Annotated in this window: 17 protein-coding genes and 1 tRNA gene; 16 read left to right on the top strand and 2 right to left on the bottom strand. The window is 40.7% G+C overall.

The genetic code is table 11. From position 1 onward, the window contains the following. Window positions 1-82: 82 nt before the first annotated feature. The 7 genes from ureB to J3U75_RS07905 all read left to right on the top strand — a co-directional run bounded on the left by ureB (window position 83) and on the right by J3U75_RS07905 (window position 5,934). Window positions 83-397 carry an urease subunit beta gene (ureB, locus tag J3U75_RS07935; protein WP_416384696.1) on the top strand — a complete coding sequence of 105 codons (315 nt, stop codon included), beginning with the start codon at window positions 83-85 and terminating at the stop codon, window positions 395-397. An 82-nt stretch (window positions 398-479) separates the two neighbouring features. Further along, entirely contained in the window at window positions 480-2,201 is a 1,722-nt protein-coding gene (ureC, locus tag J3U75_RS07930; protein ID WP_267391400.1) for an urease subunit alpha, read from the top strand. Window positions 2,202-2,500: 299 nt separating this feature from the next. Next, window positions 2,501-3,022 carry an urease accessory protein UreE gene (gene ureE, locus J3U75_RS07925; RefSeq protein ID WP_267391399.1) on the top strand — a complete coding sequence of 174 codons (522 nt, stop codon included), beginning with the start codon at window positions 2,501-2,503 and terminating at the stop codon, window positions 3,020-3,022. Window positions 3,023-3,033: 11 nt separating this feature from the next. After that, window positions 3,034-3,753, top strand: a complete 720-nt coding sequence (locus tag J3U75_RS07920) for an urease accessory protein UreF (protein WP_267391398.1) — start codon at window positions 3,034-3,036, stop codon at window positions 3,751-3,753. Window positions 3,754-3,776: 23 nt separating this feature from the next. Then, window positions 3,777-4,334, top strand: coding sequence for a HupE/UreJ family protein (locus tag J3U75_RS07915; RefSeq protein WP_218966442.1), 558 nt, complete (start codon window positions 3,777-3,779; stop codon window positions 4,332-4,334). Between the two features lie 137 nt (window positions 4,335-4,471). Then, entirely contained in the window at window positions 4,472-5,122 is a 651-nt protein-coding gene (gene ureG, locus J3U75_RS07910) for an urease accessory protein UreG (RefSeq protein WP_267391397.1), read from the top strand. Next, window positions 5,107-5,934, top strand: coding sequence for an urease accessory protein UreD (locus J3U75_RS07905; RefSeq protein ID WP_267391396.1), 828 nt, complete (start codon window positions 5,107-5,109; stop codon window positions 5,932-5,934). Before ureG ends, J3U75_RS07905 begins: the two co-directional genes overlap by 16 nt. Before the next feature lie 538 nt (window positions 5,935-6,472). Here the strand turns inward: J3U75_RS07905 and J3U75_RS07900 are convergent. Then, window positions 6,473-6,548 (bottom strand) — tRNA-Ala (locus tag J3U75_RS07900). Window positions 6,549-6,793: 245 nt separating this feature from the next. Between J3U75_RS07900 and mltG the strand changes: the two genes are divergently transcribed. From mltG to J3U75_RS07870, 6 genes are read left to right on the top strand one after another with little or no spacing between them, the layout of a single operon-like run. After that, window positions 6,794-7,798, top strand: a complete 1,005-nt coding sequence (gene mltG, locus J3U75_RS07895) for an endolytic transglycosylase MltG (RefSeq protein ID WP_267391395.1) — start codon at window positions 6,794-6,796, stop codon at window positions 7,796-7,798. Window positions 7,799-7,812: 14 nt separating this feature from the next. Next, a complete protein-coding gene (tmk, locus tag J3U75_RS07890; protein ID WP_267391393.1) occupies window positions 7,813-8,439 on the top strand; it encodes a dTMP kinase in 627 nt (208 codons plus the stop codon). Then, a complete protein-coding gene (holB, locus tag J3U75_RS07885) occupies window positions 8,436-9,419 on the top strand; it encodes a DNA polymerase III subunit delta' (protein ID WP_267391392.1) in 984 nt (327 codons plus the stop codon). Before tmk ends, holB begins: the two co-directional genes overlap by 4 nt. A 15-nt stretch (window positions 9,420-9,434) precedes the next feature. Then, a complete protein-coding gene (locus J3U75_RS07880; protein ID WP_100139715.1) occupies window positions 9,435-9,794 on the top strand; it encodes a PilZ domain-containing protein in 360 nt (119 codons plus the stop codon). Further along, complete coding sequence (locus tag J3U75_RS07875; protein WP_267391503.1) at window positions 9,794-10,576, top strand: TatD family hydrolase; 783 nt, start codon at window positions 9,794-9,796, stop codon at window positions 10,574-10,576. The genes J3U75_RS07880 and J3U75_RS07875 overlap by 1 nt, the downstream gene beginning before the upstream one ends. After that, window positions 10,573-11,364, top strand: coding sequence for an MBL fold metallo-hydrolase (locus J3U75_RS07870; RefSeq protein ID WP_267391390.1), 792 nt, complete (start codon window positions 10,573-10,575; stop codon window positions 11,362-11,364). Before J3U75_RS07875 ends, J3U75_RS07870 begins: the two co-directional genes overlap by 4 nt. Before the next feature lie 263 nt (window positions 11,365-11,627). Here J3U75_RS07870 and J3U75_RS07865 read toward each other — a convergent pair whose 3' ends face one another. Further along, the gene (locus tag J3U75_RS07865) at window positions 11,628-12,737 is read right to left on the bottom strand and encodes a hypothetical protein (protein ID WP_267391389.1); all 1,110 of its coding nucleotides are present in this window, start codon (window positions 12,735-12,737) and stop codon (window positions 11,628-11,630) included. 1,464 nt (window positions 12,738-14,201) lie between these two features. Between J3U75_RS07865 and J3U75_RS07860 the strand changes: the two genes are divergently transcribed. From J3U75_RS07860 to J3U75_RS07850, 3 genes are all read left to right on the top strand, one after another. Further along, a complete protein-coding gene (locus J3U75_RS07860) occupies window positions 14,202-16,973 on the top strand; it encodes an SdrD B-like domain-containing protein (protein ID WP_267391388.1) in 2,772 nt (923 codons plus the stop codon). Between the two features lie 541 nt (window positions 16,974-17,514). After that, a complete protein-coding gene (locus J3U75_RS07855; RefSeq protein ID WP_267391387.1) occupies window positions 17,515-18,384 on the top strand; it encodes a L,D-transpeptidase family protein in 870 nt (289 codons plus the stop codon). 1,122 nt (window positions 18,385-19,506) lie between these two features. Further along, window positions 19,507-20,367, top strand: coding sequence for a hypothetical protein (locus tag J3U75_RS07850; protein WP_267391386.1), 861 nt, complete (start codon window positions 19,507-19,509; stop codon window positions 20,365-20,367). The last annotated feature ends 21 nt before the right edge of the window (window positions 20,368-20,388 follow it).

Raw genomic sequence — 20,388 nt, 5'->3', positions numbered from 1 at the left:
TTCAAACATTGCAGGTTACGCCCTGCTAAATAGCAACTACATGCAAAAAAATATTCGTACAACGTCTGATCAGGAGAAATGTATGATTCCCGGAGAATATGTGCTGGCCGCAGACGATATTATCGCCAATCAGAATCGCCGTACCCTTACCATTACTGTAGTGAACCGTGGCGACCGTCCCATACAAGTGGGCTCACATTATCATTTTTATGAAACCAATGCGGCACTGGAATTTGAACGAGAAAAAACGCGCGGCATGCGCCTGAATGTGCCTTCTGGTAATGCTGTACGTTTCGAGCCTGGTGAAGTAAAAACCATAGATTTAACCGAATATGGTGGTTTGAAAAAAATATTTGGATTTCATAATGCTATTAATGGCAGTCTAAATAATCAATAATTATTTGTATCCAGATACAGGACAGAACCAAACTAAGTCACCACTAAACATTTCTACCAGTAAATTGAATCGAGAATCTGCCATGAGCCTGAAAATTTCCCGTCAGCAATATGTTGCTACCTATGGGCCTACCGTAGGCGATAAAGTGCGTTTGGGTGATACTGAATTGTTTGCCGAAGTAGAACGCGATTTACTTACTTATGGAGAAGAGGGCAAATTTGGCGGTGGAAAGTCCATTCGGGATGGTATGGCGCAGTCTGCTACTGCCACACGCAGCAACCAGAATGTGTTGGATATGGTGATTACCAATGTACTGATAATGGATTACTGGGGCATCGTCAAAGCTGATATCGGTATTCGTGATGGTAAAATCGTGGGCGTTGGGCAGGCAGGTAATCCCGATACTATGGATGGTGTGACACCAAACATGATTATCGGTGCGGCCACCGAAGTCCATAATGGTGCCAATCTGATCGCCACTGCCGGGGGAATAGATACCCATATCCACTTTATCTCACCGCAGCAGATTACCCATGCCATTGAATCCGGCATCACCACCATGATTGGTGGAGGGACAGGGCCAGCTGACGGAACCAATGCCACCACAGTTACACCAGGGGCGTGGCATATACAAAAAATGTTACAGGCGGCAGAACAGGCACCAGTCAATCTGGGCTTTTTTGGTAAAGGCAATTGCGCCAGCCTCGAGCCTTTACGTGAACAGATAGCCGCCGGTGCGCTGGGGTTGAAAATTCACGAAGATTGGGGTGCCACTGCGGCTGTTATCGATGCTTCCTTAAAAATTGCGGATGAAATGGATGTGCAGGTTGCTATCCACACCGATACTCTGAATGAAGGCGGATTTCTGGAAGATACCATGCGCGCTATTGATGGCAGAGTAATCCATACCTTTCACACAGAGGGCGCAGGCGGCGGCCATGCTCCGGATATCATCAAAGCTGCTATGTATCCGAATGTTTTACCAGCGTCTACCAATCCCACACGCCCGTTTACCGTGAATACCATCGACGAGCATCTGGATATGCTGATGGTGTGTCACCATCTGGACAAAAGTGTGGCTGAAGATGTGGCCTTTGCCGATTCACGCATTAGACCGGAAACCATTGCTGCGGAAGATATTCTGCATGATATGGGTGTATTCTCGATTATGAGTTCGGATTCACAGGCGATGGGCAGAGTAGCTGAGGTTATCCTGCGCATATGGCAGACTGCCGACAAAATGAAACAGCAGCGTGGCTCGTTGTCAGAAGAAACCGGTAACAATGATAATTTCCGTATCAAGCGCTATTTAGCCAAATACACCATTAATCCTGCCATTGCTCAAGGCATCAACGATTATGTCGGTTCAATTGAAGCTGGCAAAATTGCCGATTTGGTTTTATGGAAACCAGCTTTTTTCGGCGTCAAACCTGAAATTATCATCAAAGGGGGCACCATCAGTTATGCCCGTATGGGTGACCCGAATGCCTCTATCCCGACTCCTCAGCCGGTAATCTATCGTTCTATGTTTGGTGCACTGGGGCGGGCTGTGCAAGATACTGCCGTATTATTTGTTTCACAGGCTGGAGTAGATAACGATATCCGTAGCCGGTATGGATTACATAAACAAACTCTTGCTGTGCGCAATTGCCGTAATATTGGTAAAAAAGACCTGATTCATAATCATGCCATGCCGGAAATTACCGTGAATCCGGAAACATATGAAGTACGCGTGAATGGTGAGCATATTACCTGTGAGCCAGCTAAAAAAGTAGCTTTGGCGCAGCGGTATTTTCTGTTTTGAGGATGATTAAGAATGGAATGAAATCAATTTTTTTATTTTTAATGGTGTTAAAATTTAGGACAAAAAATTCATACCATTTGTCTCAATGCATAAAATTTGTTTATTCAGATAGTAAAAGTAACTTTATGTTTTTGAAATAAATTTTCTTTGTATTAAAAATGTTGGATTGAATTTAATATGACGAAAAAAATCTTTGTGATTCGAGTCAAATGTTTTTATATTAATCTGTTTGAAATTAAATATTTTTCATAATTTTTATTATATTCTCTTATTGTTACTTAAAATCATCAAAAATCAAAATGAATCTCATCATCCAAACCATTATCGGCAATCTGCAAACGCTTAAACAACAGCAGCAGATAACAACCCAGAAAGTCGATACCGTCTGCCTGCAATGGTTTGAAGCAGACCGCCGCATTATCCGCACCACCACCAAAGACGGGCGAGAAATTGCTTTTCGCCTGCTGAAAGAAGGACAACGTCTGCATCATGATGATGTGGTGTATCTGGATAAGCAGCTGGCTATCGTAGTGCAGATTGAGCCTAGTGAAGTGATGGTGCTGGCACCACAGACCCTAGCGGAAATGGCACGTGCCTGCTATGAAATCGGGAACAAACATACCCCATTATTTTTAGATGGAAATGAATTACTGTTGCCATTTGATAAACCATTGTTTGAATGGTTGCAAGCAGCTGGTTTTGCGCCTACACGCCAGCAAAGGCGGTTGAGTGAACAATTGCGTGCCAATTCTGCACCAGGTGTGGGCGGTAGTCACACGCATAGCCACAGCCATGATTTTGCAGAACACCACCATCATTAATGTTTGCATCTATGAGCAACTTTGGAAGCCAGCTTGATATTCACGCTTTAACCCGTGCAGGTTTATTGCTGCAGCTGGCTGATCCTACGCTGCCAATTGGAGGCTTTAACCACTCTGGCGGGCTGGAAACCTTTGTCCAGCACGGCGCAGTACATAATACGGCTACCTTGAAAGAATTTGTTTGTACCCAATTGCAGCAAAACTGGATACACAATGATGGTGCCTATGTATCATTGGCCTACCATTCCAGCAAAGACAATAATCTGCCAGCACTGATGCAGCTAGATAAACAGATAGGTGCTGCCAAAGTAGCTCGTGAACTGCGTGAGAGCAGCTACAAACTCGGCATACGCCTGCTTAAAATTTTTGCACCGCATTACCAGACAGCCATAGTGAGATCCTTTCAGGATGCACTGTTGTCACAGCAGGTACGGGGATTTTATCCACTGGTATTTGGTCTGCTGGCAGCTGCAATGCATTTAGATAAAGCGGCTACCCTACAGGCATTTTATTACAACGCTGTAGTGAGCCTGATTACTAATGGGGTGAAATTGATTCCACTTAGCCAGATGGCGGGGCAGGAAATGTTAATTGAATTGCATGAAAAGATTGCTGAAACCGTTGCTGCTAGTATGCAGCCTTCTATAAAGCAATTAGGTGCGACAACACTGGCCACAGATATCAGAGCCATGCAGCATGAACGATTATATACTCGTTTATATATGAGTTAGATTCATCTTTAATGGAGAAAATCATGAAAAAAATATTTACCTTGTTATTGTTAAGTCCGGTACTGGCTTTTGCTCACCCCGGGCATATTACTGAAGGCTGGCAGGCGGGTGCATTGCACCCGCTCAGTGGCTGGGACCATTTGCTGGCAATGCTGGCCGTGGGTTTGTGGGCTGCTACTTTCCGCGGAAAAGCACGCTGGCTAATACCATCAACATTCGTTGGGGTGATGATAGTTGGTTTTATACTTGGTGCACATGGTATGCAGATACCGATGCTGGAGCAGGGAATAGCCGCTTCGGTACTGGTACTGGGCCTTGCTGCAGCGTGGCTTAAAAAAGTACCGGCTTCAGCAGCCATGGTTTTGGTCGGATTGTTTGCTCTGTTTCACGGTGTAGCACATGGTGCTGAAATGGGTGCTCATGGCGCATTCAGCTATGCATGTGGCTTTGTTATTGTTACCGCTGCGTTGCACGCCGCCGGTTTTGGATTGGGTACCGCCTTGAGCAAACAGCAATGGTTATTGCGCCTGACCGGCAGCTTGATTGGTCTGGTTGGCTTTGGGATGCTGTTCACAGCCTGATCGCTATTAACTCTCCGTTCAGACAGAAAAGGCTGATTTGCCTTTCTGTCTGCTCACATGGGTTTAACAGTCTAAAAACATTGTTCACAAAATAAATACAAATAAGCGCTTACCAAAGCGAAAGGTCTGCACATAAGATGCGTCAATACATAAAAATCGGCGTTGCTGGTCCGGTGGGTTCGGGCAAAACTGCATTGATTGAAAAACTGACTCGCCATATGGCACAGCAATACAGCATTGCAGTAATCACCAATGATATCTATACACAGGAAGATGCCGAGTTTCTGACCAAAAATAGCTTGCTGCCACCTGAGCGTATTATGGGTGTAGAAACTGGCGGTTGTCCGCATACCGCCATCCGTGAAGATGCCAGCATGAATCTGGAAGCAGTAGACGAAATGGTGGCGCGGTTTCCAGATATTCAGATTGTTTTTATTGAAAGTGGTGGTGATAATCTTTCCGCCACCTTTAGCCCAGATTTGGCCGATGTTACCCTGTTTGTGATCGATGTAGCACAGGGCGAAAAAATTCCGCGCAAAGGGGGCCCCGGTATTACCCGTTCTGATTTACTGGTCATTAACAAAACCGATTTGGCTCCTTACGTAGGTGCCAGTCTCGAAGTTATGCAGCATGATGCTCAGCGCATGCGTAAAGGGCAGCCGTTTGTATTTACCAATCTGATGGGAGAAGAGGGGATAAATACAATAATAGACTGGATTAAAAAATACGCCTTACTGGAAAATGTAGCAGAACCTGCAGGCTTGATACGTTTATGCACAGCCGATTAGCACTTGTCACTCAGCTCAACCAGCGCAGACAGACAATCTTAGGCAATTGCTTTTATTCACCGCCACTGAAAATTCTGACTTTACCCCATATGGCTACACCGGTATGGCCTCAGGCACTCTCGGTGATGCAGATGAGTTCTTCGCCGGGTTTGCTAGCGGGTGATCATATAGATATTGAGATAGAGCTGGCGCAACAAACACAACTGTACTTGTTCACACAAGCCTTTACTCGCATCCAATCCATGCCTCAGGCAGCAGAAGCGCAGCAGCATACACGTATTTTTCTGCATGAAAACAGCCGGCTTTGCTATCTACCGCATCCATTGGTGCTGCATCGCGATGCGGCCTTAACTCAAAGTATGCAAATCAGTCTGGCGGATAACTGCCAGCTAATTTTGGGCGAAATCATCGCCTGCGGCCGCGTACTTAATCATGAACGCTGGGATTTTCGTTATTTGTCATCACGTGTAACCATTAATTATCAGCAACAGCCATTACTAAGCGACAATATCTTCTGGCAACCCAATCGCCAACCTCTTAATGTATTGGGACAGATGGAGCAATATACTCACCAAGCCTGCCTCTATTATGTCAATACAGCCGCCAGCAAAACGGACATACAGCAGCTAATTAACCAAATATACACCGCTTTATTGCCAGATTGGCCACTTGAAAACGATGATTATCTGTGGGGTATCACACAAGCTGCAGATTGCGTTTTATGTGTGCGTGCTTTGGGAATAAATGCAGAATCGCTGCAAAAGTTTATATATCAAATAAACCAAAATATTTTGATTAATAAAAATGATTGAAATAATGAAATAAATAATTTAATTTTAAATTGCATTAAATTAAAATATTAAATTTGTATAAACTTTAAAATTTATTTTATTCGAATAAAAAGAATCTCTTTTTTATTCAAATTGTATCTGTTACATAGCTAGATTGAGTACCTTTCCAAAATAGAAAAATTTGCAGCAGATAGCAGATTTCAAAAATATGCTTAATCTTTAATCTTCAGCTAAAGATAAGTATTCACCTAAATTCTACTTTAGTATTTTAATGTTTTCCAATCTCTACACAGCTTCGGATATAAGTGGGTAAAAATAGCTTTCAATTAGAATATGTATGAATTTCAGATTTTTAGAATTGGCTAAAATGGAATTCATGCGATTCATTTCTCTTATTTTTAGCATGATTTTATTTACAAATAGTCATTTGCTTTTATTTTCAAAGGTAAAAGAAAATCGAATAATTTATAAAACCGGAGCAAAACCCAAGCGCTGTAAAAAGCAGATACAAAAAAAGACGCATGTTTGCGTCCATTTATCTATAAAATCATTATTTATATGGTGGAGGTAAGCGGGATCGAACCGCTGACCTCTTGCATGCCATGCAAGCGCTCTACCAACTGAGCTATACCCCCGATTGTTACAGCGTTTATTGCTGAACAGGCTGCGCATTTTACCTGAACTACTGAATTTTGCAAGCCCTAGCTTAAGCTTTCTTGTTAAAGTAAAAATACAGTTCTCAATCTGTAAACTATTCTACCCAATAAATATTGCATATCTGGACACACATTCGGATTAAAGGCAGGAGTGGTGGCTTCTGCCAATTAAATTTATACTTACAGGCTAGTCTAAAATAATCTTATTTAACAGGATAGCTTTTATGCGGCGTAAACAACGACGGGCGGTATTGCTGATTTTGACGGGTTTACTGATGTTTGCGCTAGTATGGGCATTGTTGTTGTTTATGCCTAAAAGCAACGCGGGCTATCGTTTGAAAGTGCCAGCAGGCTATGGTATTAGCGGGGTAAGCAGGATACTAACCACTAATGATGTGATTTACAATCGCTGGGTATTTGTTGGCACGGCCTATATGCTTGGCATGGGTGATAAAATTCATCGTGGTAATTATCGTTTACCCCGCTCGGTATCAAGCTGGCAGATTCTGCAAAGGCTGCGAAATGGTAAGCCAGACAGTATTAATGTGCAAATTATTGAAGGTAGTACGTTTGCACAGATGCGCAGGATTGTTGATAGTACACCTGATATAGAACATCTTACTCGTGGCTGGACTGATGCCCAGATACTTAAACAAGTGGCAGATGATACCCATTATGCCCACGCAGAAGGGCTGTTTTTTCCAGCAACGTATGATATTAGCTCTGATAGCAGTGATTTATCGCTATATCAGCAAGCATATAAGGCGATGCAGAAACATTTGCAGGCCGCATGGGAAGAACGGCGCAGTAATCTTCCTTACCAGTCTGACTACGAAATGCTGATTATGGCCAGTCTGATAGAAAAAGAAACTGGACATGCGGAAGACAGAAGCAATGTGGCCGCGGTATTCGTTAATCGGCTTAATCAGCATATGCGCTTACAAACAGACCCTAGCGTGATTTATGGCATGGGCAGCCGCTATAAAGGTAAAATTGGCAAAGCTGATTTACGTCGTGACACACCGTACAATACTTATACTCGCGCCGGACTACCGCCCAGCCCGATTGCATTGCCGGGCAAAGCTGCGCTAGAAGCGGCTGCTCATCCGGCAAGTAATGATTACCTGTATTTTGTGGCGCGTAATGATGGTAGCGGACGTAGCCAGTTCAGCCACAGTCTGAACGAGCATAACGCAGCGGTTCGCCAGTATATTCTGAAAAAACCCTGAGCAGATTAGTATAGATGAAAGCAAAATTTATTACGTTGGATGGGATTGATGGTGCCGGTAAATCAACCAACCTCGATACCATTCGTACATGGTTTGAAAAACACCAATTGCCGGTACTCTTTACCCGTGAGCCGGGAGGCACTGCTATTGGTGAAGCGTTACGCGAGCTCTTGCTTAATCCTGCTACCCGTGCCAATGCCCGCACTGAAACACTGATGATTTTTGCTGCCCGTCAGCAGCATCTGGATGAGGTGATTAAACCGGCTCTGGCACAAGGTATGCATGTTGTCAGTGATCGTTTTACAGATGCCACTTTTGCTTATCAGGGTGGTGGACGGGGTCTTCCTCTGGCTGATATCGCTGTTCTGGAAAACTGGGTACAGCAGGGATTGCAGCCCGATTTAACTCTACTACTGGATGTGCCCTTGGCTGTGGCTCAGCAGCGTCTAAGTCACAACACAAGTCCCGATCGCTTTGAGCAACTGGATACTAATTTTTTTGAACACACACGTCAGGTTTATTTAGACCGTGCCGCGGCGGCACCGCAACGCTACGCCATCATTAATAGCAGCCTGCAACTGGATGCTGTAGCAGCGCAAATCAATCAGAGTCTGGCACAACAGTTTGGATTGAACCCATGATTTACCCATGGCTCGAACCTGTTTGGCAACAGATTGCCCAGCATTGGCAGCAGCAACCGCAAGCATGGTTGCTTTATGGCCATCCGGGAATCGGTAAGCGGGAATTTGCCGAGTATCTGGCGCAAGCACTGCTGTGTGAGTCCCCGCTAGCTAATCATCAGCCGTGTGGTACATGTACTTCTTGTCATTTATTCAGCCAGCACAGCCATCCGGATTTCCTGATGGTGACGCCGGAAGAAGCAGACAGCGACGGCGGTGAACGAAAGCTGGCACAAATTAAAGTAGAAACCATCCGTAATGTGCTCGACTTTGCTCACCTAAGTGCCCATCGCGGCGGCAAACGTGTGGCTTTAATTTACCCCGCTGAAAGTATGAATACACAGGCCGCCAATGCATTGCTGAAAATTCTAGAAGAACCGCCGGCTGGGATGATTTTTATTCTGGTCAGCCATCAGAAAGATCGCCTGCTACCTACCATTAAAAGTCGTTGTCGTCAGGTGGTGTTAACCATGCCTACACCAGCAGAGGCATTGGCCTTTGCTCAACAATTACATGGTGAAAAAACGGCTGATTTACTTGCCTTTCACGGCGGGGCACCCTTGTTTTCTGATAACGACAGCCATACGCAGCTACGTAACGAACTTATCCCTTTGCTCGTCAAGCCACGTCTGATTGCCATGCTGGATTATGCTGCTGCCTTTGACAAACAGAAACTGGCTCTGGCAACCTTTCTCGACTGGCTGGCCAAATGGTTACTGGATATGTCTTTAGCGCAGCAGCATATGTGTGCCATGTATTATCCGGCTTGGCAAAATGCATTGAACGAGATTACTGCACAAATCGACCCGTTATCCCTGTTTGCTTTAATCGACAGAGTAAATGCGCTGGCCCCTTACGGTAAACATACCCTCAATGTTAAAATGCAACTGGAAGACCTGTTAATAGATTATCTTAATGTGTGGCAGCATAAACACACATAAGCACAAAGGAAGTTTATGGCTGAAGCGCCTACCAATCTGCCGGGCAAAATGCTCAATTTAACCATTCCCGATAAACCAGAGCTGTATCGCAGCTATATGGCATTTCTACAGCATGGTGGCCTGTTTGCACCCACAACAGATACGTTTCAAATGGGTGAAGAAGTATTACTGGCGGTAAACCTGCCCGAATTCAACGAAGCCAAATATCTGCGTACAAAAGTAGTATGGATAAACACCGCCGCTACATCTACCGGCCAGCCTCAGGGAATCGGACTGGCATTTGGCAAAGATGAAGACAGCATTGCCGTAAAGCAGAGTATTGAAGATATTCTGCCTGGTTTACTGCTGAGCGAACGCACAACATATACCCTGTAATCATGCTTATCGATTCACACTGCCATTTGAATATGCCTGAGTTGGCAGCCAGACTGCCACAAGTTTTGGAGAATATGGCACAGGCAGAAATAGGGCAGGCTATTGCCATTAGCGTAGACCGCCAAAGTGCCGACGAAGTGCTGGCACTGGCCGAGCAGCATACAAATCTGTTTGCCAGTGTCGGAGTGCATCCTGAAGACCAAAACTCGGCGGAAATGAGTGTGGATGAACTGATTGCGGCTGCACAACATCCTAAAGTAGTCGGTATCGGGGAAACTGGCCTCGATTATCATTGGTGCAGTGGAGATCTGGCCTGGCAGCATGCACGCTTCAGCACGCATATACAGGCCTCCAACCAAACCGGTCTGCCCCTGATTATCCATACCCGTGATGCTGCTGCGGATACACTGCGCCTTCTACATGAAAACCAAGCACAACAGGGCGTTATCCATTGCTTTACCGAAGATACTGCCTTTGCTAAAGCAGTATTGGATTTAGGCTTTTATATTTCTTTCTCTGGTATACTGACCTTCAGAAACGCGCAGCAGATACAAGAAGCTTGCAAATACGTACCTTTAGATCGCATATTGGTTGAAACTGATGCTCCTTATCTGGCTCCAGTGCCCAAGCGTGGCAAACCAAATGAACCGGCTTACGTACGTTACACCGCCGAATTTGTCGCACAGCTTCGCGGCGAGAGCATGGCAACCATCGAAGCAGCCACCACCGCCAATACCTATCGCTTGTTTAGCAAATTACCACCGCTGACTAGTCAGCCATGACACAGATTACCCTAACTGTACTTGGCTGTGGCAGCTCTTCCGGTACGCCAGTAATTGGTTGTGAATGTGCTACCTGCACCAGCAGCGACCCGAAAAACAGGCGCACCCGTTGCAGTGCTCATATTCAGATAGGCAAACAGCACTGGCAAATTGACACCGGTACCGATTTTTACCATCAGGCTTTACAACATCAACTGTCGCATATCGATGGCGTGCTTTACACCCATCCTCATGCCGACCATCTAAACGGTATCGATGATTTGCGCGCATTCTGCTACAAACAGCGCGCACCCATACCGATATACGGCCATCGTGATACATTGGCTAATATTTGCAGCCGCTTTGATTACGCTTTTCTGGAACAAAATAACCACTGGAACCGTCCTGTACTGCGCGCACATGAGTTACCGTTAAATCAGGGGCAGAGCAGGGTTCTCACTATTGAAGACGTACCTGTATGGCAGTTTGCTGTATCACATGGAAGCTGGACAAGCAGTGCTTATCGCATAGGCAACATTGCTTGGTTTACCGATCTAAACCATATTGACGAATCCATTTTCGCACATTTACAGGGACTAGATTACCTGTTTCTCGATTGCTTGATGGACACTTCATACCCCAGCCATCTTAGTACCAAACAGGCTTTTGCTTACGCCGAACGCATTCAGGCCAAACATACTTACTTTATCCACATGACCCATAAACAGGAATACCATAATTTAAAGCAGCGTTGCCCGAAAAACTGCGAACCTGCTTATGATGGATTGGTTGTGCACAGTAGTTATTAGTTTCGCTCTGAATTGAACTAACCTAATAAAAAAAACAATTATTTAATAAACTGCGTGTGCTATCTATAGCAAACACAAATTTGTTTGCAACAAAAAAACGATTACGCTTAAGTTGAAATGTATTTTAATTTCAAAATTGATTCGGTGATAGTTGTATTAATAAGCAAATTTTTTTTCATATCTATTACTTACTTGCAATGAATAACCTTATTGGTAAAAAAGCCTACCTGTAGGTTTGTATTTTTATTATTGAAATCTAAGCCTTACAATTCTTCTTTCTCCGTATAATCATCCACAACAGCATCTGTCATTCTATTTAAATGTTTTTGCTTACTCAATTCCTTTAAATTACTATAGGAAATATAACTACAGCTTTCAAACAGCGGTCCTTTATCCAAAAGAGAGAATACGGGCCGACGAATTTCTTGAAACACTTTCCCCTTTCTCGCGTCTGGAGCCACAATATGTAGATTAATATTCATGTTTGGCTGCAATGCAAGCAAATCTGCCATCCGTAACAAACCGGAATAAATCGAAGTAGTATGTTCTACTTCAAAAGCACGAACAATTGAACGTTCTTTTAACCAAATTACATCAATTTGTTCAATTGTACTTAATGTTGCTTCGTCATAATTAAGCGGCAAATGGTCTAATAAAAGTTCTGTTCCGTTTTTCCACTCTTTTAATACCCTGCACCTGTCTGCTTTGGGCAGCCAGATACGTAGCCCCATACGAGCGCCTATCTGCGCTAGTAATGCTTGCATTTTAATTGATTCACGCACATCTTGAGATTGCTGCTGTTTATCACTTGCCAAGAATTCATCATCATTGTCAGGTACAGAAACTTCTACAACCTTGTCAATGCGGTTCACGATATGGACTTTAAGATTTTTTTGTTCTTTTTCATCCAATGGGTGTAATTCTGGATTTACTGATTGCTCTAATAACGTACTAGCTAGAAATTTACCGTCTTTATCTGTAAATTTATTTAAACTACAACGTACAAAGCCTGTCCAGATGGTGCTTTTTTTATCACAAGATTGGGTAAATGAAAGTTGCTGCCATATTTCGTCTAGATGAATAGGTAATGTTTCATGCAAAGGTAGCCACACTTTAGCGCGAACATGAAAACGAACAATATAAGGATCGTCTTTTACCATAAATATGGGCGTATCATCCAGAAATGGTCCATCTACTATTTCTAGCAAACCGCACCAGCGCGATAAACGTGTCACATAGCAAATCAGCACATCCCCAGCCTTAATACGGTTTGCCATTCCTTGCTGTCGATTACGAAAACCAATAATCGTTTTATTCGAATGAGTAAATGCAGCATAAGTTTCTGGTGAAAAAAGATTAAGGTAATAAGCCATGATTTTTGTTCTTATCCAATACTTTTTTATCTAAAAATTAACAGCCTCGCTTTTGATAAAAATACCGACTGCCATGTATCTGTTACACAATTTAAAATTTACAATATTTTTAATATGGTATGTTGGCTTTGCCATATTGGTAAATTTAATTACATATTCTTAATGTTATCATTTTTTCCTACACATGAGAAAAGTATCGGCTTCTATTATCGATATGTCTAGGCATCATTGAAACGAAAAGAGCTGAATGATTCAATCGTATAGTGAGAGTAATCAGTTTGGCAGGTACTGGTTTTTTGTATCTGTTAAATGTGTATTAAACTTTGATACATAATTATATCTTTATTATTACTCCATCTATTTATAAATAAAGTAGGCTTAGTAGTGTTCTAAACTAATTCATGATGTTTAGTTTGTTTATATATTTATGCTTTTGGGATTTATTTGTACTAAATTTGGCTTGCAAATGATAATTGAAAAAGGGTATAGTTAAAAAAATTTTGTAAATAGGATTTTGCTGCACTGATTCATGTATAAAAACGGTGTAAAGATATTCGCTGTAATATTTATTATATTTGGCAGGGTAGTTTATAAAAAGGGTAATGATGGGAATTAGAGGTTTAACATTTTGTAATAATTTATAATGGGTCTGAATTTTATGATGATTAAATATTTAATCTATAGAAAGAATTTTGATATCTTTTGCCGATAAAAAATTCAGCTTCGTTTGTTTAATCTTAATATAGTTTAGGTTAAATATTGATTTTGCTTGTACAGCTATTATATTTCTTTTAAATACTATGTGTACTATTTATAGATTTTTCTTTGTGAACTTTGCTTCCAATTTAATGCAAATTTAAATTTTATTCATTGCATACTTATGCTTTACAATAAAAATCGTGCATTCCAGAACAAATATTAGGAAAGTATTTCACTTGAAGAAATATAAGCCGGATGCTTGGTTACTTTATTTTTGTGTCAGCATTAATTTTGAGTGCTGTACTTTTAATTCTTTCAACTAACGCGCCATATACAAAGCTTTAGTTGTAGTTTTTTGAAAAAATATAATTGATTTTTGTGCCGGCGGCTTTTTGCTTTGCTGGCTTTTATGGTCAGATAATATTCCACTTATATAGCTCAGAATAAAAGTATTGTCTTGATTATATTTATATTTATGGGTTTGAAATCTCTTCAGCCGATTTTGATAATTTATTTACGCTGTTTAAATTATAACTAGATGGGACATAATTTATCTGATAATTTAAAAAATATCATTATATTTTAATTACAATAATTTTATATGCATATTAAAATGGAGAATATAAGAATCTGAATAAAAATTAGAACTATCTATAAATAATATTTTTAAGGAGAGTAAACAGATAAATATGAGTAGATGAGTAAGTGTGACTTGATTTATCTGTAAATTCAATAAAATGAATAATAATATATAAAGGTTAAATGATGAAGGGTACCCTGTTGAAATATGGTAAGGGGTTTTGCCATATGCTGACTCTTCTGGCATTTTTGTTCTGTAGCATTTTGTCGGTCAGATCGGCATTTGCGCAGGATGTGGAGTGTGCGGAAGTTAAAATTGTGATTGAGCAAAAGCTGTCTTTTGAGCGGCAAGCTTTTGATGCTCGGATGTTAATTAAAAATGGTCTGGATGCAAATCTGAAAAATATTCGTGTGGAGCTGGTTTTTACGGATAAGGATAATCAGCCAGTAGAAGTTACGCAAAAAACTGAGGATAGCCAGGCCAAATTCTTTTATCGTACTGATTCTTTGTCCGGTGTTGATGATATTAATGGGACGGGGCAGATTGCGGCCAAATCCAATGCTGATATCCATTGGATGATTATTCCTGCATTTGGCGCAGCTCAGGATAAGGACACGCTTTACAATATAGGCGCAAAACTCACCTATGAGCTAAATGGTCAGGAAACGACAGTAGATGTGGTGCCAGATTATGTGGTAGTGAAACCTCAGCCATTGCTGACGCTCGATTATTTTTTACCGGGAGAAGTTTATGGTGACGATCCGTTTACGGCTGAGGAAGAAACACCTGAGCCTTTTACTCTTGGTGTTCGTATTCGCAATGATGGTAAGGGCATTTCTTATCACACGGTGATTGATTCAGCTCAGCCGAAGATTGTGGAAAATAAGAAAAATCTTTTGGTGGATTTTTCTATTCTGGGCAGCTATATCAATAATCAGTCTGCAGATAAAAGTCTATTGCTGAATTTTGGAGATATTGCTGGTGGTGCTTCTACAGTTGGCCGCTGGAATATGATTGCCAGTCTGTCGGGGACATTTACGGATTTTAAGGCCACGTTTACACATGCGGATACACTGGGTGGGGCTGTGACCAGTCTGTTGAAAGCCACGAATACCCACTCCTTAATTCATGATGTAAAAGCTGATTTACCGGATAGCGATGATGTCACAGATTTTCTGGCTCGTGATGGTGATGTAGTACGTTTGTATGAATCTAGTGGCCTGAACTCAGATGTGTCTGAGCAGAGCAGTCAAGCTTTATTGCAAGCAGGTGATAAAGGCTATCAGCTTTCTTTTCCTGCTACAAAAGGATTTGTTTATGCCAAGGTGGCGGATCCTTTTCAGGGCAGCAGACAGCCAGACGATGTGGTACGTTCGGATGGTAAACACTTGCTAAGTGATAATGTCTGGTTATCCAAATCGCGTAATAAGGATATGTCTTGGTCTTATTATGTGAATGTGTTCGATTCTGATTCTACCGGTCAGTATAGTTTATTTAAGCATAATGCTACGTATGCTCAGGGGCTGATAGCCGGTACAGTCTACAATGATGTGAATGCTGATGGCCTGCTAAATCATGATGAAAAGGGTTTAAGCCATATCAAGGTTGTTTTGTCAGGGCAGAATGTGGCCGGTAAGCGCATTGAACAAGTGTCCTACACTGACGAATCAGGCAGGTTTAGTTTTGATAAGTTAGCGGCCGGTGATTATTCTATCTGGGTTGACGATGTTGCAGATATGATTGACGGACCAGCTGTGGCAGGTAGTGCCGGTGGTCAGGCTCTGGCAGGTAAAATCGAGCATATTGTTCTGCAAGACAATATGCATGCTGAAAATTATCTGTTTGCTAAGCAAGCTGCGGTTCAGCCGCCTGTGGCTGGTGATGCAGATATTGCTGTGAATATTGAGACAGTAGAGTGGAATGATAAACTGCCTGCGGATACGGCACAATTTTTACTGACTGTGTCGAACCAAGGGCCGGAAACTGCACGAAATATTCATGTGCAGCCTGAATTGTCATCTGATTTGGAAATTACTGAGCAAAAAGTTTTGTCTGGCAATTTCAATTCTCTGAAGCAGCGTATCGATGCGCTTGGCGCCAATGAGGCGGTTACGATGCTATTTACTGTGCGAATGAAAAATGCTGATGGTAAGGGTGAATTTACTGCACATATCAACAGTGATTCAGCTGACCCTGATATGAGTAATAATGTTGCATCTGCTGCTGTGGCTCCAGGTAAGAAAGATGTTGCAATCAGTGCTGAAGCCGTTGAATGGAATAATTCTTTAGATCAAGATACCGCTCAGTTACTCGTCACAATTAGTAATAACGGACCACTGAGTGCACGTAATGTTTATCTCCAACCTGAGTTACCAGATAATCTGGAGATTACAGCTCAGCAAGTACTGGCTGGAAATTACAATACTCAGGAAGAGCGTATCGATAATCTAGCCGCCGGAGAAAGCACCACGTTGTTACTGACGGTTAAGGTGACCGGATCCGATAAGGTAAGCCAGTTTACGGCTCGGATTAAAAGTCAGACGGAGGATGCTAATTTAAATAATAATGAGGTCAGTATTCCTGTGATGCCTGGAGCAGCTGATATTGCTTTGGAGGTTGAAAAAGTAGAGCTTACTCCGGCATTACCGGCTGACTGTGTGCAATTGTTGTTGACTATCACCAACAATGGTCCTGCGGAAGCACGCAATATTTCTCTGCAATCGCTATCCGATGATGTACAAATCACGAAACAGAAAGTAGTGATGGGCAATTATAATGAGTCTGCAAACCGGATTGATAAACTGCCTATAGGCGAAGAGACGATTATTCTGCTGACAGTCAAAATTACCAGCGCAAGCGGTAAGGCTGATTTTAAAGCACGAGTTCAGGGGTTGTTAGCTGATCCGAATAAGACTAATAATTTAGTTACCTTTCCGGTTTCATTAGAAAAAAAGTAAGAGACAAGCGGTAAAATCATTTTAGTAGGTTTCTGGACAGCGCATCACAGTATGTGTCAGCTGGACAAAAAGTAACTAACAAACAAAAGCATTACCAATGGATTACAGGCTGTGGGTAATGCTTTTTTATTTCTTATTGCTAATAATTTTTATGTGTGAAATTATCAAGAAACAACAGATGTTTGTTCAGTAGTTTTTAAATAGCAAATTGAAGCTGAAGCAGCACAAAATATTAACTAATGCGTTTTAAAAAAATAAATTAGTTGCCGAATGTTAAGTTTTTCTGTTTGATTAAATACAAGTTAAGCATCAAGTTATTATGGATTGCCAAAATCAGCAAGAAAGTAAATAATTGATTAGTAAATTTAAATTCTGAATAGAATGCTAAATAAATTGATTTATTTTTACATACTATAGTAATATAAGTTGAATAAGATACTTTTAATCTTAAAGCGCTTACGAAATCATATAAATCAGTTGTTTAACAACCAGCCATCAGTTTAAACAGTCAGATTTCTGTTGAAAAAATCAAAGATAATATATGTCAAAATTAATCGGAAACCTGCTTTGCCTCTCCAGCCTGATATTTTTGGTTGCTGTAGGGTTTGTTTTATTGATTTCGGCTGTAGTGAGAAAACGCAAAAACAATTTTAAATTCAGGAATAATAGAATCTTTGGTTTTTTTGTGGGTGGCTGTGTAATTGCTTTTATTGCTGGGTTTGTGCTGGTGTTGAAGAATAATCCGCTATACATTGATTCTTTATCAGCAATTAATCAGGCATTGAATCGATACCATCATGCTCAAGCTTTGGAATATCCACTTCAAACGAATCCGGCCAATTATCCAGTACGCGGGGATAATATTTATTTGCGTCTTTTTAAGCAGGAAGGGATTCTGGAAATCTGGACTCAACATAAAAATCAGCCATACAAGCTATATAAAACATGGAAAATTTGTACTTTTTCTGGTGGACTGGGACCTAAAAAAGCAGAAGGTGATGGCAAAAGTCCGGAAGGCTTTTATGCAACCCAGAAAAATCTGCTCAATCCACATAGCCGTTATCATCTGTCCTTTAATATTGGTTTTCCAAATACTTACGATCAAGCAAATGGTTTTAACGGTAGTTATATTATGATACATGGTAAATGTGTTTCTGCAGGTTGTTATGCCATGACAGACTCAAGTATAGAAGAAATATATACTCTCGTCAGCTTGGCATTAGACGAGGGGCAGAAGCAGATTCCGATACATATTTTTCCATTTATGATGAGCCCATCTAATATGAAAAAAAATCAGGATTCAGAATATTTTCCTTTCTGGCAACAATTGAAACCCGCATATGATATTTTTGAAACTCAGCGACGAATACCATATATCAGCGTTGAAAGACGGCATTACGTTGTCCAATAATTTTATTCTGTTGTTACTTTAATTCGCCTGTTTAAGAAAACATTTTCATTAGTTAACTTAATCATTATCCAGATATATTTTGGAAATTAATAGCATAATTAAATCTTGCTAGTTGAAGAAGATAAAGATATAAACGTCTCTAAAGGTGCAAATAATCGCGCATGAAACAGAAATATTTAAAGATAACTTCCTAAATTGTTGTATGGAAAAATAAGTATCATCTAATTGCTGATAGTTAAAACAAGGCTTTTTAAGCATATTTAATCAACTGATACAAATTATTTGCCTAAAAATATTAGGGTATGCTAATATTAAAGGTGTGCAAAAGAAAGTTATTATCTAATTTTAAAAAATTATTAACTGTTTACAAAATTTATTGGCTACATACAGCCGTATGAAATCCGGGATTCAGACTTCAAAACAAGATAGAGCGCAATCACAAAGCTCTGAAACCTTTAAATCTGAAATCCGTATATATAGAGCATCTGTACCATTTCTTTATCTTGATTCGCTTGTGAGCCTCATTAATGCGAGCAGGAGAATTGATTGTTGCAAATAATGGAGCTATGCAATTAAGTTAATATTTCATTGATATTTAGCTAATATAGAGGAACTATTCACAATAGAAAAATTTTGAATTTAATAAATAGATTAAAAATATTTGTATTTTAATGGCAACCATAAAATAGAGGTTGAAAGTTTTTAATGACAATTAATCTTATCTGGATTGTGGTAATAAGTAATTTATGCTTTTAAAATAAATATTATTTGTTTATTTTATGAAATATAGCTAATTAATAATGCTATTCGAAGATATTTAAAATTTTTCTAGTGGTTGCTAACGTGCAATCGCTCTATTACTGGCCACCGGAGTAGAAATTTTACGCGATTCAGAAATAAAAGCGCTTGTATGTTGAATTCAAATGATAATTTTTAGTCGAATAATGATTACATATTAGCAATAAACCATTTTAACCATTGTCAAATCAAGCTAATTGGTAAGTATTAATATTTCAATTAGATGAGAAATACTATTTAGCTTGATTATTCAGCTGCAACACCACGATATATCGTTGTAGCTGTAAATTTTGAATGATAAACCAATAAAAATACAGATATGCGATGCTGAAGTTATCACAGATTATTTATATCACTGGAATTTTATTTTTTTTCAGTGTACGGATATTGGCACAGGAATTATCTGCCTGTCTCAATGATAAACCAGACTTGGCACAACAACCTGTAGCCGTAAACTGGCCGCAAAACCACGTTAAACAACCACTTGATCATAAATACTGGCTTAGCATAAAAGCGTTAAGTCAGCCGCAATGGCAGGATGCGGTGTGGGTGGATATCAGAACTGGTGCAGTGCAACAAGAGACAGGGTTGAAAATGCTGGCTGTACCGCTTAGTCGATTGTATAGTGCCGATTTTTTAGCTCATAAAACCGTGATTTTGGTTGGAACTGGTTTTGATGAATTACAGATAAATCAAACTATTAAAAATTTAAGAAAAAAAGGTTTTAACCACGTATATGCTTTAAGCGGAGGATTTTTTGTCTGGGAAAAAGTACAAAATCATAATAAGCCCAATCTGCAGAAAATCTCTGCACTGGAGTTTTTATCCGGTGGTCAATCCATACAATGGCAGGTGATTAGTATAGGTTTGAATTCATCACAACTGAATACTTTACCAGAACTACCTGCTAAACAATTTAGTCTTGTCCAGATATCTAGTCCAGAACTAAAGCAATACATCAGCCAAGGTGATAATCGCAATGATGCCTTTATACGCTATGTACTGGTTAGCCCAGATGAACAAACGCTTAGGCTATTGCAACGGCAAATGAGTTTTGCAGAAAACGACCATATTGTCTGGTTGCAAGGCGGATTAGCGGCTTATCAGCAATATATACAACAACAAAATAATTTAATGAATCATGCTGGACAAAGTTTATCCAGACCATGCCGCATAACTATTTAATTTATTTAAGGAGTATTCGAA

The organism is Snodgrassella sp. B3088, assembly GCF_026535815.1.
In the GTDB taxonomy this organism is placed as follows: Bacteria; Pseudomonadota; Gammaproteobacteria; order Burkholderiales; family Neisseriaceae; genus Snodgrassella; species Snodgrassella alvi_E.
The sequence above is the reverse complement of the archived record's forward strand: the minus strand, read 5'-3'. Positions and strand labels throughout refer to the sequence as shown.

Excerpts from the sequence above, each read along its gene's own strand:
- ureB (WP_416384696.1), top strand. The coding sequence starts at position 83 with ATGATTCCCGGAGAATATGTGCTGGCCGCAGACGATATTATCGCCAAT.
- ureC (WP_267391400.1), top strand. The coding sequence starts at position 480 with ATGAGCCTGAAAATTTCCCGTCAGCAATATGTTGCTACCTATGGGCCT.
- ureE (WP_267391399.1), top strand. The coding sequence starts at position 2,501 with ATGAATCTCATCATCCAAACCATTATCGGCAATCTGCAAACGCTTAAA.
- J3U75_RS07920 (WP_267391398.1), top strand. The coding sequence starts at position 3,034 with ATGAGCAACTTTGGAAGCCAGCTTGATATTCACGCTTTAACCCGTGCA.
- J3U75_RS07915 (WP_218966442.1), top strand. The coding sequence starts at position 3,777 with ATGAAAAAAATATTTACCTTGTTATTGTTAAGTCCGGTACTGGCTTTT.
- ureG (WP_267391397.1), top strand. The coding sequence starts at position 4,472 with ATGCGTCAATACATAAAAATCGGCGTTGCTGGTCCGGTGGGTTCGGGC.
- J3U75_RS07905 (WP_267391396.1), top strand. The coding sequence starts at position 5,107 with ATGCACAGCCGATTAGCACTTGTCACTCAGCTCAACCAGCGCAGACAG.
- mltG (WP_267391395.1), top strand. The coding sequence starts at position 6,794 with ATGCGGCGTAAACAACGACGGGCGGTATTGCTGATTTTGACGGGTTTA.
- tmk (WP_267391393.1), top strand. The coding sequence starts at position 7,813 with ATGAAAGCAAAATTTATTACGTTGGATGGGATTGATGGTGCCGGTAAA.
- holB (WP_267391392.1), top strand. The coding sequence starts at position 8,436 with ATGATTTACCCATGGCTCGAACCTGTTTGGCAACAGATTGCCCAGCAT.
- J3U75_RS07880 (WP_100139715.1), top strand. The coding sequence starts at position 9,435 with ATGGCTGAAGCGCCTACCAATCTGCCGGGCAAAATGCTCAATTTAACC.
- J3U75_RS07870 (WP_267391390.1), top strand. The coding sequence starts at position 10,573 with ATGACACAGATTACCCTAACTGTACTTGGCTGTGGCAGCTCTTCCGGT.
- J3U75_RS07865 (WP_267391389.1), bottom strand. The coding sequence starts at position 12,737 with ATGGCTTATTACCTTAATCTTTTTTCACCAGAAACTTATGCTGCATTT.
- J3U75_RS07860 (WP_267391388.1), top strand. The coding sequence starts at position 14,202 with ATGAAGGGTACCCTGTTGAAATATGGTAAGGGGTTTTGCCATATGCTG.
- J3U75_RS07855 (WP_267391387.1), top strand. The coding sequence starts at position 17,515 with ATGTCAAAATTAATCGGAAACCTGCTTTGCCTCTCCAGCCTGATATTT.
- J3U75_RS07850 (WP_267391386.1), top strand. The coding sequence starts at position 19,507 with ATGCTGAAGTTATCACAGATTATTTATATCACTGGAATTTTATTTTTT.